Origin of the sequence: Rufibacter roseus (genome assembly GCF_001647285.1) — a bacterium.
Taxonomy (GTDB): Bacteria; Bacteroidota; Bacteroidia; order Cytophagales; family Hymenobacteraceae; genus Nibribacter; species Nibribacter roseus.
Window position 1 is genome coordinate 259354 of the sequence record NZ_LRML01000002.1, and the last position, 25606, is coordinate 284959.

Genomic DNA, 25606 nt, shown 5'->3' on the forward strand with positions numbered 1-25606 from the left:
CTGGTTTTTAGAGCTGAAAAAAGTACACAATTGTAAGTAAATCAAAATCTGTTTCTAATCCACTTTCAGAAAAGCTGAATGAAACGCCAACTGTTTTTCTTCACTACAAAGAAGAGTTTTCAGTCAATTTAGGCTCACGCTTCAGCAGTTCCACAGCTAAACTATCGGCTAAGACTGCGTGAAAAGCAGCGGTGTAATGCACTTTATCTACATAAAGATACTCCTCACGGTTCTGCTGTATGTCGGCCAGCCAGATCAAATTCTTCCCTTCCCCCTTCTTCTGCCAAATCTGTCGCATCTGCTCATAACCACAATCAGGATAACAGTTCTGCCTTTCAGCTTCAGTCATGAATATAGGTTCTTTCGGTGAATAGCCATAACAGGAAATTGGCTGCCACACAAAATACACCGGTATATTCAGTTGATTAGCCACCGCAGCAATCATCTGCTGGTTCAGCCAATACCGTTCATGTATAGTATTTACATCTGTTGCCTCGCAACTAATGTTAACTTCTTCTTCTGACTCCGGCGAAACACCCAACAACCGGTATCTAAATGACTGTACCATGCGGGACAAAGACAGGTTTTGCAGCCAGTAAGAAAACAAGGTGCTTGGCTTTTGCTCAAACAGCAATTTAGTCTCCTCTGTAAACTCTGGTTCTGGCTGGAAATATTCATTCAGCCCATCCACAAAAACTACCACATCAGGCTTAGCTCCTTCTAAAAGCAGCTTTTGAAAAAGTGCTCGCTCCTGCTCTGAATAATAAAACCCCCTGCCAAAGTTGTAGACCCTCACCTTCTTATTCACCTGTTGCAACGACTTCTGTAACTTAGAAGGCAGGGTTTCAGAATCTGCCACACCATAGCCGAAGGTTGTTGAACCGCCGAACATGAAAACGTTTACCAACTGAGTATCTAGCGGCCAAGGGCCTTGATTCAGACCTATGCGAAACCCGGCAACGTGCACGTTTAAGTATTTACCCTTAAACGGCGCCTCTTTGAAGCCTGTGAAACTCTCATATTGCTGCTTCCGTGTCCAGGTTTCAGTAAGCAACTCATCAAGCTCCTCTTTAGAATAGCCGGGGTAGACTTTCTGAAGCGCCTCGTAGCCGTACTTTTGGGCAATGGGGTTGGTTTGCTTTAGCTGACGGTCTTTGTACTGGTAAAACACAGACAGCAACCCATTGAGCAACAGCAGCAACAGAACCAGCACCAGAAACTGCACTGCCACGAATTGAAACCCTCGCACCCATTTGTTGATCATAAACTCTATATTACAGCTGCAATTTCAAAAAATTCAGAGAATTTAGCGCATGACCGATTTTGTACTGGGTATTTCCGCTTACTACCATGATTCAGCAGCGTGTCTGGTGGGTGAAGGAAAAATCATTGCGGCAGCCCAGGAAGAGCGATTCAGCCGGAAAAAGTTTGACGAGGCATTTCCAGAGCAGGTCATCCGCTACTGTCTCTCTGAGGCAGGAATTTCTTTAGCTCAGGTAAAGGCAGTAGTCTTCTATGATAAACCCATGCTCAAGTTTGAGCGACTGCTGGAGACGTATTACCACCATGCCCCCCGTGGCTTCACCTCATTTCAGGCTTCTATGCCCATTTGGCTAAAAGACAAGCTATTTCTAAGAACCACCTTACAAAAAGCTCTAAAAGAAATAGACGCTGATGTTGAGTGTCCGCTCTACTTTTCTGAACACCATCTCTCCCACGCCGCCAGCGCCTTTTACCCTACTGCCTTTGAAGAGGCTGCCATTCTTACTATAGACGGAGTGGGCGAATGGGCTACCGCTGGCATACATCATGGGAAAGGTACCCAAATTGCCACGCTTTCTGAAATGAAATATCCCGACAGTGTAGGACTTCTGTACACGGCCTTCACCTATTTTTTAGGTTTCAGAGTAAACAGTGGCGAATATAAACTGATGGGACTTGCCCCCTACGGCAGACCGGAACAGGCGGCTACATTGCGGCAGAAGCTTGAAAAGGAATTAGTTACCCTTTACCCCGACGGTTCTCTTTCGCTAAACCAAGATTACTTCCAGTACTCCACCAGTCTGAAGATGATTAAGGAGCGGAAGTGGCAGCAGTTATGGGGCTTTGGAACCCGTCAAACTTCAGAGCCTATTGCTCAGCACCACGCAGACTTAGCCTTGGCTATTCAACAGTTTACTGAAGAAGTGGTCATTAGAATGGCAAAGACGGCTAAAGAACTCACCAACAGCCGCAATTTATGTTTGGCCGGCGGAGTTGCATTGAATTGTGTGGCCACGGGCAAATTAGAAAACTTAGGTCTCTTTGACCACATCTATACCCAACCTGCCAGCGGAGATGCCGGTGGTGCTATGGGAGCAGCCTTGGCTTTTTACCACCTGTACCTACAAAAACCTCGTCTGCTCACCAATGGTTATGATGCCTTACACGGCTCCTACTTGGGGCCATCGTTCTCAGAACAGGAGCTGGAGCGGGTCGTGCGGAGAAGCGGCCTGCCCTACCAGTATTTTCCTGAGTTCAGCCAACTTACTTCTGCCGTAGCTGATCATCTGGTTGAGGGGAAAGTAGTAGGCTGGTTCCAAGGCCGAATGGAGTGGGGCCCCAGAGCCTTGGGCAACCGCAGCATTTTAGCAGACCCTAGAAATCTGGAGATGCAGTCGGTGCTCAACCTCAAGACCAAAATGCGTGAAGATTTCCGCCCCTTTGCCCCAGCGGTACCTCAGGAAAGTAAAAGCCGATACTTTGAAAGCGAACGCCCCTCACCCTATATGACCACTACCTGCCTCGTAAAGCCGGAGCATAGAAGTGCGGTAGTTCCAAATTTTGCCGAGGCTGACATCACTATTAAGCTAAAAACAACCAAGAGCAGTTTACCCGCCGTTACCCACGCTGATTTCTCGGCTAGAGTTCAAACGGTAACAGAAGAGACGAACAGTCGCTTTTACCAGCTGTTAAAGTCATTTGAAGCTAAAACAGGCTGCCCAGTACTTATCAATACCAGTTTCAATGTGAATGAAGAACCCATTGTGGCCTCCCCGTCTGATGCCCTGCGTTGTTTTTTGAGCACCCAAATAGATTTGCTTGTATTAGGTAACTTTGTACTGACCAAACCTTAGAATAGAAGAAATGAACTCATTTAAAGAGCTGTGGCGGTACCTACGGGCACGGAAGAAGTGGTGGCTCACGCCTATTATTCTGCTTTTGTTTCTTTTGGGCCTGATGGTAGTAGTAGGTGGACCGGCGGCCTCATTTATATACGCTCTCTTTTAATTGATGCAATCTTCCAGAAGACAAACATTAGAGGCCACTGCCTCCCTCAGCCTGCTGCTGCTGATACTGTACCTGCTGTGGTTTCCTATTAGGGAGTTGGTCATTAGCTCGGCGGCAGTATTATTACTGGGTCTATTTTCGGTCCCTCCTATTCCGTGGCTACTCAGGCAATGGATGCGCCTGCTGCACCTATTAGGAATCATCAACACCAAAATACTGCTGGCCCTCATCTTCTTTGTGGTACTAACGCCCCTGGCTTGGATTTACCGGCTCTTCAATAAAGAAAAACCCAAAGAAAATACCAATTTCACTCCTCGTCACCACACCTTCTCCGCCTCAGATTTCGAAAACCCGTTTTAGGGTTGTTTTCCGAAAAACAGGTCTAAAACGTCCAGTCTCCCCAGCATCTGGTGGCCAGAGTAAGGTTTCTTTAATTTGCGTACCTTTGCGGTTTCAGAAGCTTTACTCCATGATTTCCATAAATAACCTCACGTTCCATTTCGGGAGCCGCACCCTGTACGAAGACGCCAACCTGCACATCAAGCCCAAAGACAAAATAGGCTTGGTGGGCTTGAACGGAACCGGAAAGTCAACCTTGTTGCGCTTGCTCGTGGGCGAATACAAACCAGATGGCGGCAGCATTCAAATGAGCCGCGACACTACATTGGGTTTCCTGAACCAGGATTTGCTTTCTTATGACACCCATGAGAGCATCTTGAAAGTGGCTATGCAGGCGTTTGAGGAGGCCCTACAGCTGCAAAAGCAGATAGACGAGGTGCTGCACGAGATGGAAACCAATTACCAGGACGAGCACATTGACAAACTAGCCAAACTACAGGAGCAGTTTGAGGCGCTGGATGGCTACAACATTCAGGTAAAGGCCGAGGAAATTTTAGAAGGCTTAGGCTTCACTACTGAAGAATTACAGCAGCCCCTGAAAACTTTCTCCGGAGGGTGGCGCATGCGGGTGATGCTGGCCAAGATATTACTGCAGAAGCCTTCCCTCCTGCTCCTAGATGAGCCTACCAACCACTTGGACTTACCCTCCATCAAATGGATAGAAACCTACCTGAGTGCGTATGAAGGCGCGCTGGTGATAGTTTCTCACGATAGAGAGTTTCTGGATAAAACCACCAATACCACCGTAGAGGTGTCTGGGCAGAAGCTGAACGTGTACGCAGGTAACTACAGCTTCTATCTGGAGGAAAAAGAGCTACGGAACGAGATACAAAAAGGTGCTTACGAGAACCAGCAGCAGCAAATAAAGCAAGCCGAGCAGTTCATCGCCCGTTTCAAGGCCAAAGCTACCAAAGCCAAACAGGCCCAGAGCCGTATGAAGGCGCTGGAGAAAATGGACCGCATTGAAGATGTGGCCGCTGATGCTCCCGTGGTCAATTTCAAGTTCCAGTTCAATGTGCAGCCGGGCCGCAACATTCTGCGCCTGGAGAACATGAGTAAGAGCTACGGCGACAAACTCATCTTCCAGAACACGCACGTGAACATTGAACGTGGAGATAAAATCGCTCTTATAGGTGCCAACGGAAAAGGTAAATCTACGCTCATGCGCATCATTGCCGGTGATGAACCCATTAAAGGTGACCGCCAGCTGGGCCACAACGTCATCATGGCATTCTATGCGCAACACCAGCTGGAGAGTCTGAACGTGGAGAACGAGATTCTGCAGGAGATGGTGCAGGCCGGCAGCAAACGTACCGAAATGGAATTGCGCGGCGTGCTAGGCTCCTTCCTGTTCACCGGCGATACTGTGTTCAAGAAAATCAAAGTCCTTTCTGGAGGAGAGAAAAGCCGTGTGGCTCTGGCTAAAACTCTAATCTCAGAGGCCAACTTCCTGCTACTAGATGAACCCACCAACCACCTGGACATGCAGAGTGTGAATATTCTAATTCAAGCACTGGAGCAATACGAGGGTACGTTTGTAGTCATCTCCCACGACCGTTATTTCGTGGAGAGTGTGGCGAACAAAATCTGGTACATTGAGAACCACGAGCTGAAAGAATATCCTGGCACCTACCACGAGTATGAATATTGGATGGAGCAGCGCGAGAAAGACGCCAAGCGTTCAGGTCAGCAGCAACAGGCAAGCGCCGCAGCTAAAGCACAGGCCAAACCAAAGCCAACGCCAAGCCAGCAGCAGGAGCTGAAGCAGGAGTTGAAAAAAGCGAACCAAAAGCTGAAGCAGGTAGAGGGTTTGGTAAATGAACTGGAAGTGAAATTAAAAAACTGCGAAAACAAATTAGCCCTTCCCAGCACCTACGCCGATCCAAATGCCCTGCACGAGGCCACCCAGCAATTCAATAAAGTGAAAGCCCAACTGGACAAAGAACAGGCAGCATGGGAACAACTGATGGAGCAGGTAGACGAATTAGAAAACCAGCTGAAATAGCTGAACAAACCTCACTGGACTTGGTTGTCTAGTGAGGTTTTGCGTTTTCGGCCTATTTTCTGGAAAATAGGCCGAAAACGGCTAATTTGTTAAATACGTTAGAAACTCATGGCAACTCAATGGCGCAAGCATCCGCTTGTGTCCGCACGCATTCTAAATGTAGGGTAATAGGGCAACCGCGGTTCTGGTTGTTGGTGAAAACACGCAACAACGGCGGGAGAATAAATTGTATTTCTCAATACCTGCGGACACGAGTGGACGCTTGCGCCATGGACAGATTCACTTCCAGATTCTTCCGTAGCGTTACAATACTTACTATCTTAGAACCATGAATTGGAAAAAAGGAATAATTGCCTTCGCCCTCGCCGCTTTTTCACTGCATGGTTGCGTACCTGTAGAATCAACGGGATATGGCGCCGGCGCAACTGGCACGGGAAATACCCTGCAGTACAACGATGTGAACTATACCTCCGATGTACGGTCGGTACAGCTCTACACCCAAAGCCGCAACGTAGGCGATGTGCTGGCTCCCCCGCTTCTATCCATGAACCAGTCTAACCCGCTTATTCTGGAGTTTGACCGTATGTCTGCCCCGCGCGGAAGAGCCGTTGTAAAACTCCACCACTGCGATATAAACTGGAAGCCATCTCAGCTTACCTCCATGCAGTTTGTAGCTGACTTCAATGAGTTCTTCATCAATGAAGTGGAAGCCTCTACCGCCACTAAAATTCCATACTGGCACTATTTCTTTCAGGTACCAAGGGTAAAACTTAGTGGCAACTACTTGATTGAAGTTTCTGAGGAGGGAGGGAATTTGCTCTTGAGCCGCCGGTTTGTTGTATTTGAGGAACTGGTGCAGGTAGGTATAAAGCCGATGGCCACACCCGGCGCCGGAGACCGCTTCGCTCGCCAGCAGATGGACCTGAATGTGTTTTATGCCCAATATCCACTAGTAAACCCGGCGCAGGAAATAAAGGTGGTGTTACGCCAGAACCACCGCTGGGACAATGCCAAATTCATCCTCCGCCCCACCTTCACCCATGAAGCGCAGCGCCGTCTGGAGTACCAGCTGTTTGACACTGATTATTCCTTCTTGGGCCTAAATGAGTTTAGAGCACTGGACACCCGCAGCGAACGCTTCAGCGGCATAGGCGTGGAGCGCCGTGACATTACTACTTCTCCTGATCAAGTGTTCGCCACTGTGGGCAGAACCAGGGCAGATCAAGTATACAGCACCCAACCAGATGCCAACGGCAAGTATCTTTTCGGGAGCCGCGAGTACGGTCGAGCCGCCCTCAACGCCGATTACCAACGGGTGTTCTTCCGGTTATATTCCCCTGAACCTGCTCCCGGTCCTGTGTATGTTTTCGGAGGATTGACCGACTGGCAGATGGCAGAACCATTCCGGCTCACCTATAATGCAGAAAACCAATTATACACTGGTTCTGCGCTTCTTAAGCAGGGGTACTACAACTATTACTTTGTGGTCAAAGGCGCCAACGGCCAGTCGAACGCGCAATACTATGAGGGTAGCCACTTCGCCACTGAAAATGTGTATGACGCCCTAGTTTATTACCGCCCGCCAGGAACCAGAGCAGATTTAATCATCGGGTATTCTACCATTCAATTCAATCCGCAGCGATAAACAGCTAAAAAACAATCAACTATAGCTTTTCAATTCAACATGTCTTTTTGGCTTATTTTTCAGAAAGCAGGTCGAAAACGAAAAAGCCTGTGAAGCCTTGTTGGCTTCACAGGCTTTTTTTAAAGTTTAACAGCTACTTAGTCTGCAAATATTTACCTGTTGTGAGTAGAATTAGCACCAGCGCTCTTAGCACAATAGATTAGCCAACCTCCCAATAAACATTACTTTTAACAAGTAGGGTGTGCAAGAGTTCTGGGGCGGGTACAGCATTTATTTGGCTGAGGTAATTGGCACAGACACTCGCAGGTCTTCAAGACACTGCGAGGTCATTTGAACAGGCTCTATTTCTGTTTTAGGCTGTTTTTCAGAAAGCAGCCCTAAAACAGAAATCAGAATTCCCTTTATTATTGGTGAAAAATTTGGACTAATCCTGTCTCGTCCGCAAATATTCTTTCAATTTGGTCACCAATACCTTATTTATCCGTACATAAGATTCCTGCGTCCACCCCGCAATGTGGGGCGTCATTATGACGCGTGGGTGTTGGTGCAGATAAACCAAACGCTCCTGTTGCTCTGGGGTTAAGGTGGAAAGCTTTTCATTCTCGTATACATCCAAAGCGGCTCCTTTCACCTGACCCAATTTCAGCCCATCCACTAAGGCGGTATGGTCTAACACCTCGCCACGGGCAGTGTTTAAAACCCACAGCTTATTCTTAAAGCCCGTAAGCAAGTCAGCATCAACAAACCTCTGATTATCTTTGGTGTATGGTATGTGTATGCTCAAAATTTGAGCATGTTCTTGCAGTTCTTCCAATGCTGTCATTCGCACGTGCGGGTACGGATTCTCCAACTCCTGCTTGTCATACGCCAGCACCTCACAGTCAAACCCCGCCAATCGTTTGGCAAAGGCTTTGCCCATGTGGCCGTACCCAATTAGTCCAATGGTTTTGCCGCCAATCTCTTCTCCGCGGTTTCCCTCCCGTAGCCACTGCCCCTCTCTTATTTGCCGGTCACCCTGGGTGATTTTCCGGAACAGCGCCAGCAGCAGACCTAAGGTGTGGTCGCCCACGGCATCTCGGTTCCCTTCGGGGGCATTTAGTAAGGTGATGTTTCTCGCTTCCAGAACACCCTCGTCAATGTTGTCTACCCCTGCTCCGGCACGCGCTACTACTTCCAGATTGGGTGCGTGAGATAAGAGCTCCGCCGTTATCCGCATCTTACTACGGACCACCAGCATGTGGTAGTCTGGCAACAAAGCAGGCACCTCCTCCTTCTTCACTTCGGGTAAGTAAGTATACGCCACCCCTAGCGCCTCCAGCATAGGCAGCAGGCTTTCATGCATGAGGTCAATGATGAGGCAGCGGAAAGGTTTGACAGAATTTATCATATTATGTTAAAGACTTAACAGTACATGAGCCACTAGAAAATATACCGCCAACCCCAGCAAGTCGTTGGCGGTTGTAATAAAAGGGCCGGCTGCAACAGCAGGGTTCACCCCATATTTGTCTAGAATCATAGGCGTAACCGTTCCCATGAAAGAGGCCAGCAGCACCACACTGAACAAGGCCACCGCTACTACTAAAGACAGCTCAAACTGCACCCCGAATAAGATGTTAAAGCCCATCACCAGCCCTGACATTACCAATCCGTTTATCACCGCCACCAGCAGCACCTTAATTAACCTGGTGCCAAAATTATCGAACATGATGGTCTTGTTGGCCAAGGTTTGGATGATGATGGAGGAGGATTGAATACCCACGTTTCCGCCGGTGGCGGTAATAAGCGGCGTAAACATGGCCAAGGCCGGAATGATGGCTATGTCGCCCTCAAAAAGACCAATAAAGCGGGCACCTAGCAAACCACCCACCATACCCACCATTAGCCAGGGCAAACGAGCGCGGGAAAGGCGGAATACGCTGTCATCTTCCTCAATGTTCTCGGTGATACCTGTCATGAGCTGGCGGCTCAATTCGGCCTGCTCCTGAATCACGTCAATCACGTCGTCAATGGTAATACGCCCCAGCAGGCGACCTTGTATGTTTACGACCGGAATGGCATCCAAGTCATATTTCTGCATCACGGCGGCCACTTCCTGCTCGTCTTTAAATGACTCTATGGAAATGACATCAGGGTCGTAGAGTTCAGAGATAGGCGTTTGGTCTGTAGAGAGGATGAGCGTTTTCATGCCTAGGCGGCCAACCAGCTTATCACGGTCATCTACCACGTAAATGGCGTAGACTTTTTCCACGTCCTCGGCCTGACGCCTGATTTCCTCTATGCACTGCCCCACCCGCCAATGGATGTTCACCTTAATCAATTCCTTAGCCATGAGACCACCAGCGCAATCCTCGTCGTAATGCAGCAGGTCGATGATGTAAGCCACATGCTCCCGGTCTTCCAGCAGGGCTATGATTTCCTCTTTGCGCTGCACGGGCTGCTCGTTGAGCAAATCCACGGCGTCGTCAGAGTCCATCTCGCCTATGTAGCGGGCAATTTCCTCGTTCGTGAAGTTCTTCAGGAAATTGATGCGTATGTCACGGTCCAGATCGCTGAGGATTTCTGCACCCAATTCAGCGGGTAGCAGGTCTACGACGTACTTGCTCTGCTCGGTGTTCAGCTCATAGAGAACAGTGATAATATCAGCCGGGTACATATCCTCCATGTTGGAGAGAATGAACTCGGTATCGCGGCGCTCTACGGCGTCCTCAATCTGGTCAATAAACTCGCGGGTGATTTCAGACTGCATTTTGTCCCTGTATCTGGAGCGTGAGCTGGATAAATTCGTCTACGGAGAGCTGCTCGGCCCGTTTATCAAACAGGGGCTGTTGCATAAACTCAGGGGGCAAATTGAATGGCTTCAAACAGTTCCGGAGGGTTTTGCGGCGCGTGGCGAAGCTGGCTTTCACTACTTTTATGAATAGTTTCTCGTCGCAGGGTAACTGCGCCACTTCATTACGCGTCAGCCGCACCACCGCAGATTTCACTTTGGGCGGCGGATTAAATACATGCTCATGCACCGTGAACAGATATTCAATATTATAAAACGCCTGCAGCAGCACGCTCATAATTCCGTAGGTTTTGGAGCCGTGCGGGGCGGCAATGCGCTCAGCTACTTCTTTCTGAATCATGCCCACCACTTCGGGCACTTGGTCGCGGTGGTCCAGCACCTTGAAGAAAATCTGGCTGGAGATATTATAAGGGAAATTGCCTATCACCGCGAAGTTGCCGGAGAAAAGCGTTTTCAGGTCAGTTTTCAGAAAATCGGCGAAAAGTACGCGTCCTTCCAGTTGCGGGAAATGCTCGTTGAGCCATGCAATGGACTCCCGGTCTATGTCTACAATGGTGGTTTTATACTCGGGGTGCTGCACCAGATACTGCGTAAGCACACCCATGCCAGGGCCTACTTCCAGCACCTCCTGCACCCCATTGGGCAGCCGAAGCGCCTCCACAATCTTCTGGGCAATGTTGAGGTCGGTGAGGAAATGCTGACCGAGGTGTTTCTTGGGCTGGACGGGCTTCACAGGTTTTCGGTTTCCGTTTGTTAGGGCTATATTGCAGGCCAAAGATACACATCTTATGCGCACAGAACTGACATATACCGCAACATTACCCGAACAAACCAACACGGTGGTGCTGGTTTCGGGCCGCGACCAACTCCCCCAAGAGCGATTCACTGCGGATGAACTGGATTATATCAACCGCCAGCTGGACCTGAAAAGCCCGTTGATATCCATCAACAAACTGTCGCACCAGCTGTACCTGCTCCACACTGAGCCTAAGCAAACGCAGGCTCAAACGAACGAGGCTCTACGTAAAGCCGGGCACGCTCTCCATCAGCGCCTACTTGCAGATAAAGTGTCTGAAGTAACTTTAGTTGACGCGAACAATGGCGAGTCTGCATTGTACGTAGCTGAGGGGCTTGTATTGAGCAACTATTCATTCCTGAAGTTAAAAACCGAAAAAGCCACCCCACCCTGCCTGCAAAAGGTAACGGTGAGTGGCAAGGCCGTGGGCGAAAAACAGGTTACGGAGCTGTCCAACCTGCTGGAGGCCGTGTACCGCACCCGCGACTTAGTGAACACGCCCTATAACATGCAAACCGCCACCTTGCTCAGCGAGCAGGTAAAAAAGTTGGTAGAAGAAGCCGGCGTGCAGGTAGAGGTGCTGGACGAGGTGCAGATTCAAAGCCTGAAAATGGGCGGCCTCTTATCCGTAAACCAAGCCAGCGACGAGCAGCCTACCTTTACCATTCTGGAGTGGAAGCCTGAGAACGCCACCAACTCCCAGCCAATCGTGTTAGTAGGCAAAGGCGTGGTATACGATACCGGCGGGCTTAGCATTAAGCCCACTCCTAACTCCATGGACCAAATGAAATCTGACATGAGCGGTGCGGCAGCCGTGGCTGGTACTTTTTATGCGCTGGCTAAGAATAAAGTTCCGCTGCACGTGATCGGATTGATACCTGCTACAGATAATCTGGTCAGCGGCAAAGCCTATGCCCCCGGCGATGTGATTACCATGTACAGCCGCCACACCGTTGAAGTGCTGAACACTGACGCTGAGGGTCGTTTGATTTTGGCTGATGCGCTGCATTTCGCGAAGAAGTATAATCCTTCTTTAGTGATTGATATCGCTACCTTGACCGGTGCCGCCGCCAGAGCCATTGGCCGCGAGGGCATTGTAATGATGGGTACCGCTGATGATTTAGTAAAAACCGATTTGAAAGTAGCCGGGGACATATGCCACGAGCGACTGGTGGAGTTCCCGCTGTGGGATGAATACCAGGACCACCTGAAGTCAGAGATTGCGGACCTCAAAAATATAGGTGGAGCCGAAGCGGGGGCTATTTCGGCGGGCAAGTTCCTGCAGTTCTTCACTAATTACCCGTGGGTACACCTAGACATTGCCGGAACCGCTTTTTTAACCGGTCCCGACTCTTACCGTGGCAAGCAAGGCACCGGCTCCAGCGTCCGGTTACTGTACCATTTCTTAACCTCACAAGCCACCGCCTAACCCATGGAGCAAAAAAATAAGCCCCGGATAGGAATCACTATTGGAGACATCAGCGGCATTGGCCCTGAAGTAATTTTAAAAACCCTTGCAGACAACCGCGTGCTGCACTACTGCCAGCCCATCATCTACGGCATGGGTTCCGTGGTGAACCGCTACCGCAAAATGCTGGGCCTAGAGAACTTCGGGTTTCAGCAAATTCAAGGATTTGACCAGCTCCACCCTAAAAAGGTGAGCGTGGTGAATTGCTTAGAAGAGGATGTGGAGTTTACTCCCGGCACTCCCTCTCCTGCCACTGGCAACCTAGCCCGCACTGCCTTACTCAGAGCCGCACAGGATCTAAAAGAGGGGCATATTCAGGCGATAGTCACGGCACCCATTGACAAAGACAATACCCAAGGCGAGGGCTTTCAATTCCCAGGCCATACCGAGTTCTTCACTACCTACTTTGACGCTCCTGAGAGCCTGATGTTCTTAGTGTCTAATGACCTCAGAGTCGCTACAGCCACTGGGCATATTCCGCTTAAAGAAGTAGTGAACCATATCACGCCAGAACTGCTCATCCGGAAGCTTACCATTTTGGATAAATCGTTGCGCCAGGACTTCGGTATTCAGAAACCTAAAATTGCCGTTCTGGGCCTCAACCCTCATGCCGGCGAAAACGGCCTGCTCGGGAAAGAGGAAGAAGAAATTATTCGACCTATGATTGAGCAGTTAAAGGAAAAAGGGAATCTCGTGTTCGGCCCTTTCCCCGCCGATGGATTCTTCGGAACCCGCAGCTATAAAAAGTTTGATGCCACCCTTGCCCTGTACCACGACCAAGGATTGATTCCTTTCAAAACGTTAGCATTTGAAACTGGGGTAAACTTTACTGCTGGACTTCCCATCGTGCGCACCTCCCCAGACCACGGAACCGCCTATGACATTGCCGGACAGAACAAAGCAGACGAGACTTCTTTCAGAGAGGCTTTGTTTGCCGCGGTTGATATTCTACGGACACGGGCTGGGGTTTAGCCTTGTTTGAAACTGACAAAAGCGTTTTGGGGCTGGTTTTCAAAAAACGGCTCCGAAACGCTTTACAATTTCAAAGACACTTATCTCCCTCATTATGAACTAGTCTTGTTTTCCGCCTGTTTTCCCAAAAGCAAAGCGAAAACATTATTGTTCAACCCGTCGCAAAAAAGGCATTTGTATTTTACTATTCGAATATTCTTGCTAATTTTGCGACTTGCAAAAAAAGAGGCAACGTGAAGGAGATTAAGAAATACGACATCAATCTCGTGAAGCTTGGCAACAAGAGCCACGTCTATGAGTTTGATTTAGATAACCGCTTCTTTGAGTTGTTTGACCAGGAGTTAATCCAGGGCGGCAATTTAAAGGCGGACGTAACGCTGGATAAGTCGGAGCTTCTTTTGCAGTTTAACTTCCATATCAAAGGCAACGTCACTCTGAACTGTGACCGCAGCCTGGAGGATTTTGACTATCCGATGGATGTTTACCAAACGCTGCTCGTTCGCTACGGCCAGGAAGACTTGGAACTGGATGTGAACGTGCTGCAGATAGTACCGGAGACGCAGTATATCAATGTGGCCCAACACCTGTATGATTATATAGGTCTGGCAGTACCCATGAAAAAACTGCACCCCCGGTTTGTAGAAGAAGACAAGGAGCTAGAAGAGGACCCAGAGGCCGAAGGCCTTTTGATTTACTCTACCGGCCCAGTTGATGAAGATGAGGACGACGATGATGAAGACGGGCCTGTTGACCCCAGATTCGCCGCCCTTAAGAATTTAAAATAAGTTTCTAAACCAATTTGTAATAATTACCCGAGATGGCACATCCAAAGCGAAAAATCTCCAAAACCAGAAGAGATAAGAGAAGAACGCACTACAAGCTTACTGAGAAAACTATTGCCACTTGCCCAACCACTGGCGAGGTGCATCAGTACCACAGAGCGTATGTAGTAGACGGCGACTTATACCACAACGGTAAAGTGGCTATTAAAAATTATGCCTCTGTTGCTTAATAAAGCTTGCTGTTTCAGGCTTTATTTTAGTTACTTGTAGGATAATTTACGAAAATACGATTACATGAAAATAGCTCTGGATGCAATGGGAGGCGATTTCGCCCCCGAGGCAGTTGTAGAAGGCGCACTTTTGGCGGCTGAGACTTTGACGAATGATGTACAGATTTTCCTTATTGGAGATGAAGACACAGTTAAAAACCTCCTGCAAAAGCACGGCTATACCGGTTCCAGAGTACAGGTTGTTCACGCATCTCAAGTCATTGGGATGGGTGAACACCCTACCAAAGCCCTCACCCAAAAGCCAGATTCAAGCATAGCTGTGGGCTATGGAATGCTGGCCACCAAGAAAGTAGATGCCTTTTGCAGTGCCGGCAACACCGGTGCCATGCTGGTAGGTGCTATTTTTAGCGTAAAGCAGGTGGAGGGTATTTTAAGGCCTGCGCTAGCCAGCTTCATACCTAAACTATCGGGAGGGTATGGCGTTTTGTTAGATGTGGGTGCCATTGCCGACTGTAAACCAGAAGTACTGGAGCAGTTTGGAGAAATCGGCTCCATCTGTGCTGAGAACCTGCTGGATATAAAAAAACCACGGGTAGGTCTTATGAACTTGGGCGAAGAAGAAGGCAAAGGCACCATGGTGACCCAGCCAGCCCACAAGCTTCTCAAGGAAAACAAATCCATCAACTTTATCGGCAACATTGAAGGACGCGACCTGTTTAACGACAAGGCCGACGTAATTGTGTGTGACGGCTTTACCGGTAATGTCATTTTGAAAATGGCGGAGTCTATCTATGACATCCTCCGCGAAAAAAACATCACTGACCCTTTCTTTGACCGCTTCAACTATGAGGCAGTAGGCGGTAGCCCTGTATTAGGCGTGAACGGTAATGCCGTGATTGGTCACGGCGTGTCCAGCCCAACAGCTATCTGCAACATGGTGCACCTGGCTCATAAAATGGCAGAGTCGCACATTTCAGAGAAATTCAGAAAATACTTTAGCGCCTAATTGGCCCCACACAACCCATCAAACTGATATGAGTAAGATTACCGCCGCTATCACTGGGGTGAGCGGATATGCCCCTGACTATGTCTTAACAAACCAAGAGTTGGAGACTTATGTTGAAACCAACGACGAATGGATTGTTAGCCGGACAGGTATCAAAGAAAGGCGTATTCTAAAAGGTGAAAACCAAGGCACCTCAGCCATTGCTATTCCGGCGGTGCTTGACTTGCTCAAAAAAACCAACACCAAGCCCGAAGAGGTGGATATGCTCATTTGCGCCACTACCACTCCAGACATGGTGTTCCCTGCTACTGCCAACATTATCTGCGCCGAAGTAGGTGCGGTGAATGCTTTTGGCTATGACCTGCAGGCAGCTTGCTCAGGTTTCTTGTTTGCTCTTTCTACCGGTGCACAGTTCATTGAAACTGGCAAATACAAAAAAGTAATTGTGGTAGGTGCCGATAAAATGTCGGCCATTGTAGATTATACAGACCGCGCTACCTGTATCATCTTCGGAGATGGGGGCGGATGCGTGATGCTAGAGCCGAATACCGAAGGCTTAGGCGTACAAGACAGTATTTTAAAGTCAGACGGTACTGGAGCTCAATTCCTGCACATGAAAGCCGGCGGAAGCCGCAGACCTGCCACCGCTGAAACCGTTGCCAACCGAGAGCACTTCGCTTTTCAGGAAGGGCAACAGGTATTTAAGTTCGCTGTGAAAGGCATGGCCGATGTTTCTGCCGAGGTTATGGAACGCAACAACCTTACCCATGAAGACATAGCCTGGTTGGTGCCACACCAAGCCAACAAGCGTATCATAGACGCCACCGCTAACCGTATGGGTGTGGGTCCTGAGAAAGTAATGCTAAACATTGAACGTTACGGCAACACCACCAGCGGTACTATTCCGCTGTGCCTCTGGGAGTATGAAAACCAACTAAAAAAAGGCGATAACTTGATTTTGGCTGCCTTTGGCGGCGGCTTTACCTGGGGTGCTATTTATTTGAAGTGGGCTTACGACCCTAAATAAGCCCTTCCCTTTTTCAGCTTCAGTTAAGAATCTATCAGAAAATTCGGCTATCTTTGGCCGAATTTTTTTATGTTATCAAAGAGGCATATCCTCCGCAACATTTTAAACGACTCTAAAAAAACGCTATGGCAACTACCGCTGATTTCCGCAACGGGCTATGCATTGAATTTAACGGCGACTTATGGATCATATCTGAGTTTCAGCACGTGAAACCAGGCAAAGGACCAGCTTTCGTTCGTACAAAATTAAAAAACATTAAAACCGGTAAAGTAGTAGACAATACCTTTACTGCAGGTGTAAAAGTAACTACTGCCCGGGTGGAGCAGCGCCCTCACCAGTTTATCTACAAAGACGACTACGGCTACAACTTCATGGATATGGAGTCTTTTGAGCAAGTGGTCCTGGAAGAGAAAATGGTGCCGTTTGCGGATCTCATGAAAGAGGGTCAGGAAGTAACGATCTTGTTCCACGCTGAAACCGAGACACCGCTTACCGCTGAGTTGCCTACTTATGTTGAGTTAACCATTACCTATACTGAGCCAGGCATAAAAGGTGACACCGCCACCAACGCCTCAAAGCCAGCCACAGTAGAAACAGGCGCTACTATTTCAGTGCCTCTGTTTATTGGCCAGGATGAGAAAATTAAAGTAGATACGCGTACCTACACATATGCTGAACGAGTAAAATAAGACTATGAAAGCAAAAGAAATTCAAGAACTGATTGATTTCATCGCGAAATCAGGCCTGAACAAAGTAGACATTGAGACTGAAGAGTTCAAGATCTCAGTTCAACGTGAAGCGAGCCAAAAGGTAAAATATTCAGCGGCTCCAGCCCAGCAGGCAGCACCAGCACCTGTAGCGGCTCCTCAGGCGGCAGCACCACAGCCACCAGCTGCTCCTGCCACTCCATCGGCCCCTGCTCAACCTGCCGCCGATGACACCAGCAAATACATAACCATCAAAGCTCCTATGATAGGTACCTTGTACCGCTCTGCCAGTCCTGATAAACCTGTTTTTGTAAACGTAGGTGACGAAGTGAAAAAAGGACAGGTAATCTGTATTATTGAGGCTATGAAACTGTTCAATGAAATTGAATCTGAGGTTTCAGGTAAAATTGTGAAAGTGTTGGTAGACAACGCCTCACCGGTAGAGTATGACCAGCCTTTATTCTTGGTAGACCCAAGCTAACTAATTATGAATTAAAAATTAAGAATTATGAAGGGGGGTATCTCTTCATAATTTTTGTTTCAAGTGAACCTGTTAAGGCTCCTTCCTAACCTAGTGAGATTAATATTTAATTGGGTTGTTCCATTTTAGGCATAATTTTCTGAAAACAAGCCTAAAACAAAAATTCAGGAGCCGTTGGCTAGCTACTTTTAACATAAAAGGTAAGAGTACTGAGCAAGCAAGTGAGACAGGTTCTTCAATTTTTAATTCTTAATTTCTAATTTTTAATTAAAAAAGAAGTGTTCAAAAAAATACTTATAGCCAACCGTGGCGAAATTGCACTAAGGATTATCCGGACGTGCAAAGAGATGGGAATCAAAACGGTAGCGGTTTATTCCACGGCAGACAAAGAAAGCTTGCACGTACGTTTTGCAGATGAGGCTGTTTGCATTGGTCCCGCCCCTAGCGCCAAATCTTACTTGAACATCCCAAACCTGATTGCCGCCGCTGAAATAACCAACGCCGATGCCATTCACCCTGGTTACGGTTTCTTGTCTGAAAATGCTGAGTTTTCAAGAATTTGCACCGAAAACGGTATTAAGTTTATTGGCGCCTCACCGGAGATGATCAACTCCATGGGTGACAAGGCCTCGGCCAAGGACACCATGAAAAAAGCCGGGGTGCCTACCATTCCGGGTTCAGATGGCTTGTTGACTTCAGCTGAGCAGGGTAAGAAAATAGCCGCCAAAATAAAATATCCGGTTATCATCAAAGCCACAGCGGGTGGCGGTGGACGCGGTATGCGGATTATCAAATCTGCCGAGGAATTTGACAAGGCCTGGAACGATGCCCGTCAGGAAGCCAAAGCTGCTTTCGGAAACGATGGCATGTACCTGGAGAAGTTCGTAGAGGAGCCTCGCCACATAGAGATTCAGATTGTGGGCGACCAAAATGGCAGAGTGTGCCACTTGTCTGAGCGCGACTGCAGCATTCAGCGCCGTCACCAGAAATTAATTGAAGAGACTCCTTCACCGTTTATTGATGACGACCTGCGGGAGCGCATGGGCCAGGCTGCCATTGCCGGTGCCGCCGCCATCAACTACGAAGGTGTGGGGACTATTGAGTTCCTGGTAGACAAGCACAAAGATTTCTACTTCATGGAAATGAACACCCGTATTCAGGTGGAGCATCCTATTACGGAGGAAGTAGTGAACTATGACCTGATCAAGGAGCAGATCAAAGTAGCGGCTGGCATACCTATCTCTGGTAAGAACTACTACCCGCAGATGCACGCCATTGAGTGCCGTATCAACGCTGAAGATCCAAAGGCTGGTTTTAGACCGAGTCCTGGAAAAATCAACGTACTGCACATACCTGGTGGTCACGGGGTACGGGTAGATACGCACGTATATGCGGGCTACACCATTCCGGCCAACTATGATTCTATGATTGCCAAGCTGATTGTGAGTGCCCAAACTCGCGAAGAAGCCATTGTAAAAATGAAACGTGCTTTGAGCGAATTTGTGATCGAAGGCATCAAAACCACCATACCTTTCCATTTGGCTATGATGGATGATGAGGGCTTTAAATCAGGAAACTTCACCACTAGCTACTTAGACAGCTACGATTTCAGCAAAGTCTAATTTTTTCAGGTGATAACTAAAAACAGCAAGGGCAGCTCAATGGCTGCCCTTGCTGTTTTTAGTTATTTATGTTTAAAAAGCCACTGTTTTCAGCCTATTTTCCAGAAAACTAGCCAAAAACAACTTAAGAATTTATACAAATAAGAAAGTCTATTTAGCAATAGCCTCGTTAGACACCATTTCATCCAACTCTTGAAACCAGGCTTCACCGTACTTGCGGATCAAAGGCTCACGCAGGAATTTGTAAACAGGCACTCCTAACTCTTGGCCGAAGGCACAGGCAGGGCTACAGATTTCCCAACGGTCATAGTTCAAGGCCTCAAAGCCATCGTACTTGGTGATCCGGATAGGGTATAAATGACACGAGATAGGTTTCTTCCAGTTAATCTTACCGTCTAAATAGGCTTGTTCAATGGCGCATTTCAAGGTAAGGTTCTCATCATAAATAGCATAGGCGCACTCACGGTTGCCAATTGTGGTGGTGCAGAACTCGCCTTCCCAATCCTCCACATACAGCCCTTGCTCCTCTACTGCCTTCACTCCTTCCGGCATCATATACGGCTTAACCTGCTCATACACCTCTGCTAGAATAGACAGCTCATCTTTATCTAACGGAGCGCCCATATCTCCTTCCACACAGCATGCTCCTTTGCACTTCTCCAAATTGCAGACAAAAAATTTGTCTTTGAGGTCATCAGAGAGTACGGTATTCTGTAAAACTATCATGTAGGTTTATCCTAAAATCAGAAGACAAAAGTACCGCTATTTAAGTTCGGCAACAAATTGTGAACTGTCACTGCTTCTAATTAAAAACAGAAGCGCCCATCTTGCAAAGCAAAATGGGCGCCTTTATACAGTTGATTTATTCGTTATGCCTCCTCGCTCATGACCCATTCATAGGCATTTTGTTCATCTGGGAAAAAATGAGTCACAAACTTTATGACGTCATTGCTCCGGGCAACAAGATTCTCAACAGCCATTTTATTGAAGATATCTTTTGCTACCACTACGGCCATTTTGCGCACTTTTCCCTCTCTTGAAAAAACCGGCGCCCACTCACGGGCTGTCCATTCTTGATCAGCCGGTCGAATGGCTTTAGCATCTGTATTGTTTCCTATCCAACGCACCACGTCCTTTTCACGAACCAACTGCAGATAAATTCCCAATATTTCGCGGTATTCTTCGCTGTTGGCAAACCCATGCCACTTTGTACGGGCCAGCTTTTTATCCTCATCGTACTCAATAGTAATGAGGTTACTTTTAAAATATTCCATAGTAACAACAGGTAGCTCAGTAAAAGCAGCCAAACAGGTACAAAAAAACCTTGTACTGCTTATTAGGCACTTTTTCTAAATGAAACAGATGCAACTTGAACTTCCCCTATTCAAGTTCATTTCTATCCAAATCTATCAAAAATTTACTGATTTCTGTGCGGACGCTTCAAAGTATTAATGTCTTATCTCTTTATAAAAGTGCAGTACCTGCTTACTGCCTCCAGCTTTCGGTTGAATTTTCGTCAGCTTTTTTCTTTTGTGCCGCAAATTAGTTGTTCTCGCCCCTACCCATTCCTTTGTTGAGCAATCACTGAATGTCTAATATTATTTAACAGCAATAATTGCTTCTTCATTTTTTATCTAAATAAAATATAATAACTTGAGAGGGCATAACCCTTTATTTAACAGTACCTCTCAATGCTACATAAGCCGGAAGCCAAAGTCATTCTGTTGGCTACCATCTCTCTATTTATAGTGACTAACGTGTTTGCTCAACATAATGCAGCAGACACTCTCTCTTCACAAAAATTACTTTCCTACCCGGTTAGTCTCTTCCATAAGGCAACAGAAAGTCAGTCTCACCTTTTCAATGGGCCTCAGTACGTTGATTACAGAAAGCAGAATAGAGACGGTCATCAATATTTCTTTCATGACGAAGTAGCTACAGGCAAGGTGCTATATGACGGTGTGGTTTACGCCAACGTTCCCATGCTTTATGATGTGGTACGAGATGAGGTTGTAATTGAAATGAATGGCTTTCTGAAGCAAAAGCTAGTAAGCGAAAAGATTTCAGAATTTAATTTACATAACCGCTATTTCAGAAGGGTTATAGCACAGGATTCTACTTCTCTGTCAACTGGTTTTTATGATGTGCTGCACAACGGAAATGCAACTGATTTACTTGCCAAAAGACGAAAAGTGATCGAATACGTGATAGAAGACAATAAAGAACTAGAGAAGTTCATCTCTAAAGACAAATTCTACATCGGAAAAAATAAAAAGTTCTATCTGGTCAACAGTAAATCATCGGTACTTAAAGTTTTCAGTGATAAAAAGAAGGAGCTGAAAAAATTTGCAAGAGCCAATAAGCTGCAGTTCAGGAAAGCACGCGAAGCCGCCATTCTGGCGCTTGTTCAACACTATGATTCTTTAACAAATTAGTCAGGGCAAACACCGGCACAGCCTAACCTTTCAAAAATGCCTCACTTCTACAGATACTTATTCCTGCTGGCTTCGCTATTAACAGGAATTAACCTGCTGGGCCACGCTCAGACAGCGCAAGAACGACTTATTACCTTGTCCTTACAAGATGCGCCATTTGAAACCTTCGTAAAGGAGGTGGAGGCGCAAAGCAACTTTCATTTTTACTATAACCCTGCAGCGGTAGATAGTTTTTCGGTAACCATACAAGTAAACCAGCAGCCACTACAGCTAGTTTTGAATCAGGTATTCAAAGACAGTGATTACAGGTATGCGTTCACCCCACAAGGGTATGTTTTTATCACCAAGGGGAAAGATTTCCATGCTCAACTACCAAATAATTTCTTTCAGCGAAATACCAACACCTCTGACAGTCCTGCTTTGGCAGAAGGCATAGTTGATAAACCTTACATTGCTGGAGAACAAAGTAAAAAGCCTACTACCTCAGAAGCCAAGTTGCATGTATTTGGGGTAAAAAGAGAGGGGGTCACTGGCAATGCTAATTTAGCGGGCCACTTGCGCGACGCCAAAACAGGTGAGCCCATTATTGGTGCTACAGTTTACATACAGTCACCTCTTCTGGCTACAAATTCAGATCAATACGGCTATTATTCTATTACACTACCGGTTGGGGAACATGAATTATTGATAAGGGGCATAGGTGTTAAGAACTCAAAACGCCGCATTGCCTTGTACACCTCAGGTAAGCTAGACATTGAAGTAGAAGAAGATGTTCGTTCTTTGAAAGAGGTGCTGGTTGAGGCTGAAAAAGACAGAAATGTGGCGGGTATGCAAATGGGCTTAGAGCGCTTAGACATAAGAGCAATTAAACAGGTACCTACTGCTTTTGGAGAAACTGATGTGTTGCGGGTGGTGTTAACCTTGCCGGGAGTAAAATCAGTGGGCGAAGGAAGCACTGGTATGAACGTGCGCGGCGGATCCACTGATCAAAACCTTATCCTCTTCAATGATGCTACTATATACAATCCCTCACATTTGTTTGGTTTTTTCTCGGCCTTCAACCCAGATATAGTAAAATCAGTTGAATTACATAAAAGTAATATTCCCGCCAGATACGGCGGCAGGCTTTCCTCTGTATTGGAAGTAACCACTAAAGATGGAAACAAAAAGAAGTTTGCGGGATCAGGCGGCTTAGGGCTTTTAACCAGCCGCCTCACCCTAGAGGGGCCTATCATGAAAGATAAAACCTCTTTCTTAGTAGCAGGAAGAACCACCTACTCCAATTGGCTTCTCAAGCAGCTGCCGCAGGAAACTTTCAGAAAGAGTTCTGCATCATTCTATGACTTGAATGCCCAAATCAATCATGAACTTAACAGCAAGAACACCCTGTATGTATCTGGGTATTTCAGCAAAGACAACTTTCGGTTAGGGGCAGATTCACTTTATAATTTTACAAACCGCAATGCCAGTGTAAAGTGGAAGCACATTTTTCATAACCAGCTGTATGGAGTTCTGACCGGCGCCTACAGCCATTATGGCTACGGAGTGCAATCTGACAAGAACCCTGTAAGTGCTTCAGACATGAGCTTTGACATGAACCAAGCTAACCTTCAGGCTGACTTCAACTATTTCCTGAATTCAAAACATACCGTTGACTTTGGGGCCATCTCTATACTCTACAACGTTTCGCCGGGCAGCCTTACTCCAATTGGCTCAGAATCTCTGGTGATACCTGACGTGCTTCAGCGTGAAAAAGCAGTAGAAAGTGCTTTGTATGTGTCAGATCAAATTGATGTTTCAGCTCGCCTGTCAGTATACATTGGGTTGCGCTATTCTTTTTTCAATTCCATAGGGCCAAGAGAAGTGTATACCTATGCACCCAATGCCCCAAAAACATTAAGCACCCTTATAGATACTGTTGCTTATTCTTCTGGGCAGAACATTGCCTTTTACCATGGGCCTGAGTACCGGTTCTCTGCCAGATACGGGCTTACCGACAATTCTTCGGTTAAAATGAGCTACAACCGTATGCGCCAGTACATACACATGCTCTCCAATACTGCGTCTATGTCTCCTACTGATACCTGGAAACTATCCGACGGCAACATCAGACCACAAGTGGGCGATCAGGTGGCTTTGGGATATTACCGCAACTTCCGCTCAAACACTATTGAGCTTTCAGTTGAAGGTTACTACAAGAAGATGCAAGATTTTCTGGATTACCGCAATGGGGCCGACATCATTTTGAACCACCACATAGAAACAGAAGTAGCCAACGCGGAAGGCAAAGCATATGGTGTTGAAGTAATGGTGAAGAAACTAACTGGTAAAGTGAATGGCTGGGTTAGTTACACCTACTCCCGCACTTTAGCCAGACTTAATAACCCCGCGGTGTCTGAAGTAATCAATAACGGTGAGTGGTACCCAAGTAATTACGATAAGCCCCATGACTTTACTTTAATCAGTAATTATCGCTTTAGCCAACGCTTTAGTACCTCTTTAAACTTTACGTACAGTACCGGCAGGCCTATTACGCTACCCATTGCCAAGTACCAAGATGGTAATGCTCAGCGCATTTTCTACTCATCCCGGAATCAGTACAGGGTGCCCGACTATTACCGAGTTGATTTCGCCATGAACATTGAAGGCAACCACAAAATAAAGAAGTTGGCGCACAGCTCCTGGACCTTAGCTGTCTATAACCTCACCGGCCGCAGAAACCCTTACTCAGTCTATTTCAGGTCTGAAGACGGAAAAATAAACGGTTATCAACTTTCTATTTTTGGGCAACCAATCCCTACCATTACTTATAATTTTAAGTTTTAATGAATATTCATTTCTTATACCGGAAAGGTTCACTTTATCTGCTTCTGGCGCTTTTTCTCTCATCGTGTGAAGAACCATACTCACCAGAGGTACTAGAGGCGTCAAATAACTTTTTAGTAGTGAGTGGCTTCATTAACAGTAACGGCCCTACCACCATTAAACTTTCCCGCACGCAAAACCTGTCAGACAACTCCGCTCCCGCATTTGTGACAGATGCAGAGGTGAAGGTAGAAGCAGACAATGGGGCAGCATTTTTATTGCAGGAAACGTCAGATGGTACCTACACCAGCGGCACCCTACCTATTAATGTAAATCAACAGTACCGGCTTACCATCAACATAAACGGGAAAAGATATGCCTCAGACTATGTAGCGGTTAAACAGACTCCTGCTATTGATGAAGTCAGTTGGCAATTGGTAGATGACAAGGTTCTGTTTCAGGTCACCACTCATGATGCTCAAAATGACACCCGGTACTACAGATGGGAGTTTGAGGAAACATGGGAGTACAATGCCTACTTTTTTTCTGTCATAGAATTTGTAGACGGAGAACTAGTAACCAGACCTGAGGAAAACAACATTTACCTTTGCTGGCGCAACAATAACTCCAGCAATATCAACATCAGCAACACCATTAAACTTAGTCAAGATGTGGTAAGCAAGTTCCCGTTGTATTCTATTCCGCTCAATTCAGAAAAATTCGCCAGAAAATACAGCGTGCTGGTTAAACAGTATGCACAAACAAAAGAGTCATACCAGTATTGGGAAAGCCTGAAGAAAAACACAGAAAGCATAGGAACTCTATTTGACCCACTTCCTACTCAGCTTACCGGCAACATACGTAACACGACCGATCCGTCAGAACCGGTAATCGGCTACATTCACGTTTCTTCCGTTTCTGAAAAAAGGATCTTCCTTAAGCAAACGGAACTGCCTTATGTTTATCGCGCGCCTAGTGTTTCATGTACACTCGATACCGTTGCTGTAGAAGAAGTACCTGAGTATTTTTCAGGGGGATCAAATTTACCAGTTGGCCCCATATATACAGAAAGCGGTACATTGATAGGATACTCTGGAGCCTGGAGATCTTGTGTAGATTGCAGAATTTTTGGCACCACCACCAGACCAAGTTATTGGCAGTAAAAGCA

The 25606-nt window shown here is 46.9% G+C and carries 23 protein-coding genes; 17 read left to right on the forward strand and 6 right to left on the reverse strand.

Features of this window, described 5'->3' with window-relative positions:
- Window positions 1-103: 103 nt before the first annotated feature.
- Window positions 104-1264, reverse strand: coding sequence for an SGNH/GDSL hydrolase family protein (locus A8O23_RS03030; RefSeq protein WP_066616338.1), 1161 nt, complete (start codon window positions 1262-1264; stop codon window positions 104-106).
- Between the two features lie 49 nt (window positions 1265-1313).
- Between A8O23_RS03030 and A8O23_RS03035 the strand changes: the two genes are divergently transcribed.
- The 5 genes from A8O23_RS03035 to A8O23_RS03050 all read left to right on the forward strand — a co-directional run bounded on the left by A8O23_RS03035 (window position 1314) and on the right by A8O23_RS03050 (window position 7319).
- A complete protein-coding gene (locus A8O23_RS03035; protein ID WP_066616340.1) occupies window positions 1314-3116 on the forward strand; it encodes a carbamoyltransferase family protein in 1803 nt (600 codons plus the stop codon).
- 10 nt (window positions 3117-3126) lie between these two features.
- Window positions 3127-3270: a DUF5989 family protein gene (locus tag A8O23_RS21680; RefSeq protein ID WP_192849030.1), complete on the forward strand. Its 144-nt coding sequence runs from the start codon at window positions 3127-3129 to the stop codon at window positions 3268-3270.
- 3 nt (window positions 3271-3273) lie between these two features.
- Window positions 3274-3630 (forward strand): SxtJ family membrane protein, encoded by a 357-nt coding sequence (locus A8O23_RS03040; protein WP_066616342.1) that lies wholly within the window; start codon window positions 3274-3276, stop codon window positions 3628-3630.
- Window positions 3631-3739: 109 nt separating this feature from the next.
- On the forward strand, window positions 3740-5674 hold the full coding sequence (abc-f, locus tag A8O23_RS03045; RefSeq protein ID WP_066616351.1) for a ribosomal protection-like ABC-F family protein: 1935 nt from the start codon (window positions 3740-3742) through the stop codon (window positions 5672-5674).
- Between the two features lie 328 nt (window positions 5675-6002).
- Entirely contained in the window at window positions 6003-7319 is a 1317-nt protein-coding gene (locus A8O23_RS03050; RefSeq protein ID WP_066616366.1) for a type IX secretion system plug protein, read from the forward strand.
- A gap of 424 nt (window positions 7320-7743) precedes the next feature.
- Here A8O23_RS03050 and A8O23_RS03055 read toward each other — a convergent pair whose 3' ends face one another.
- The 3 genes from A8O23_RS03055 to rsmA are packed head-to-tail and all read right to left on the reverse strand — an operon-like array spanning window position 7744 to window position 10840.
- The gene (locus A8O23_RS03055; protein ID WP_066616368.1) at window positions 7744-8706 is read right to left on the reverse strand and encodes an NAD(P)-dependent oxidoreductase; all 963 of its coding nucleotides are present in this window, start codon (window positions 8704-8706) and stop codon (window positions 7744-7746) included.
- A 6-nt stretch (window positions 8707-8712) separates the two neighbouring features.
- Complete coding sequence (gene mgtE / locus A8O23_RS03060) at window positions 8713-10065, reverse strand: magnesium transporter (protein WP_066616370.1); 1353 nt, start codon at window positions 10063-10065, stop codon at window positions 8713-8715.
- Window positions 10055-10840, reverse strand: coding sequence for a 16S rRNA (adenine(1518)-N(6)/adenine(1519)-N(6))-dimethyltransferase RsmA (gene rsmA / locus A8O23_RS03065; RefSeq protein ID WP_066616966.1), 786 nt, complete (start codon window positions 10838-10840; stop codon window positions 10055-10057). The genes mgtE and rsmA overlap by 11 nt, the downstream gene beginning before the upstream one ends.
- Window positions 10841-10895: 55 nt before the next feature.
- On the opposite strand from rsmA, the gene A8O23_RS03070 reads away from it, so the two are divergent.
- The 9 genes from A8O23_RS03070 (at window position 10896) to accC (ending at window position 19198) form a co-directional block, all read left to right on the forward strand.
- Window positions 10896-12332, forward strand: coding sequence for a leucyl aminopeptidase family protein (locus A8O23_RS03070; RefSeq protein ID WP_066616969.1), 1437 nt, complete (start codon window positions 10896-10898; stop codon window positions 12330-12332).
- A 3-nt stretch (window positions 12333-12335) separates the two neighbouring features.
- A complete protein-coding gene (gene pdxA / locus A8O23_RS03075) occupies window positions 12336-13343 on the forward strand; it encodes a 4-hydroxythreonine-4-phosphate dehydrogenase PdxA (protein WP_066616372.1) in 1008 nt (335 codons plus the stop codon).
- A 233-nt stretch (window positions 13344-13576) separates the two neighbouring features.
- Window positions 13577-14128: a YceD family protein gene (locus tag A8O23_RS03080; RefSeq protein ID WP_066616375.1), complete on the forward strand. Its 552-nt coding sequence runs from the start codon at window positions 13577-13579 to the stop codon at window positions 14126-14128.
- Window positions 14129-14160: 32 nt separating this feature from the next.
- Window positions 14161-14355: a 50S ribosomal protein L32 gene (gene rpmF, locus A8O23_RS03085; protein WP_066616378.1), complete on the forward strand. Its 195-nt coding sequence runs from the start codon at window positions 14161-14163 to the stop codon at window positions 14353-14355.
- A gap of 64 nt (window positions 14356-14419) precedes the next feature.
- Window positions 14420-15361, forward strand: a complete 942-nt coding sequence (gene plsX / locus A8O23_RS03090; RefSeq protein WP_066616381.1) for a phosphate acyltransferase PlsX — start codon at window positions 14420-14422, stop codon at window positions 15359-15361.
- Between the two features lie 28 nt (window positions 15362-15389).
- Complete coding sequence (locus tag A8O23_RS03095; protein WP_066616383.1) at window positions 15390-16388, forward strand: beta-ketoacyl-ACP synthase III; 999 nt, start codon at window positions 15390-15392, stop codon at window positions 16386-16388.
- A 125-nt stretch (window positions 16389-16513) separates the two neighbouring features.
- Window positions 16514-17077 (forward strand): elongation factor P, encoded by a 564-nt coding sequence (gene efp / locus A8O23_RS03100; protein WP_066616386.1) that lies wholly within the window; start codon window positions 16514-16516, stop codon window positions 17075-17077.
- A gap of 4 nt (window positions 17078-17081) precedes the next feature.
- Window positions 17082-17576 carry an acetyl-CoA carboxylase biotin carboxyl carrier protein gene (accB, locus tag A8O23_RS03105; protein ID WP_066616389.1) on the forward strand — a complete coding sequence of 165 codons (495 nt, stop codon included), beginning with the start codon at window positions 17082-17084 and terminating at the stop codon, window positions 17574-17576.
- A 278-nt stretch (window positions 17577-17854) separates the two neighbouring features.
- Entirely contained in the window at window positions 17855-19198 is a 1344-nt protein-coding gene (accC, locus tag A8O23_RS03110) for an acetyl-CoA carboxylase biotin carboxylase subunit (RefSeq protein WP_066616394.1), read from the forward strand.
- Window positions 19199-19348: 150 nt separating this feature from the next.
- Here accC and A8O23_RS03115 read toward each other — a convergent pair whose 3' ends face one another.
- Together A8O23_RS03115 and A8O23_RS03120 are read right to left on the reverse strand one after the other, a co-directional pair.
- The gene (locus tag A8O23_RS03115; protein ID WP_066616397.1) at window positions 19349-19924 is read right to left on the reverse strand and encodes a DUF3109 family protein; all 576 of its coding nucleotides are present in this window, start codon (window positions 19922-19924) and stop codon (window positions 19349-19351) included.
- Window positions 19925-20067: 143 nt separating this feature from the next.
- Window positions 20068-20472 carry a hypothetical protein gene (locus A8O23_RS03120; RefSeq protein WP_066616400.1) on the reverse strand — a complete coding sequence of 135 codons (405 nt, stop codon included), beginning with the start codon at window positions 20470-20472 and terminating at the stop codon, window positions 20068-20070.
- A gap of 417 nt (window positions 20473-20889) precedes the next feature.
- Here A8O23_RS03120 and A8O23_RS03125 point away from each other — a divergent pair, with 417 nt between their 5' ends.
- The 3 genes from A8O23_RS03125 to A8O23_RS03135 are packed head-to-tail and all read left to right on the forward strand — an operon-like array spanning window position 20890 to window position 25601.
- Complete coding sequence (locus tag A8O23_RS03125) at window positions 20890-21633, forward strand: hypothetical protein (RefSeq protein WP_066616404.1); 744 nt, start codon at window positions 20890-20892, stop codon at window positions 21631-21633.
- A gap of 36 nt (window positions 21634-21669) precedes the next feature.
- Entirely contained in the window at window positions 21670-24459 is a 2790-nt protein-coding gene (locus A8O23_RS03130; RefSeq protein ID WP_066616407.1) for a TonB-dependent receptor, read from the forward strand.
- Entirely contained in the window at window positions 24459-25601 is a 1143-nt protein-coding gene (locus tag A8O23_RS03135) for a DUF4249 domain-containing protein (protein WP_066616410.1), read from the forward strand. Before A8O23_RS03130 ends, A8O23_RS03135 begins: the two co-directional genes overlap by 1 nt.
- The last annotated feature ends 5 nt before the right edge of the window (window positions 25602-25606 follow it).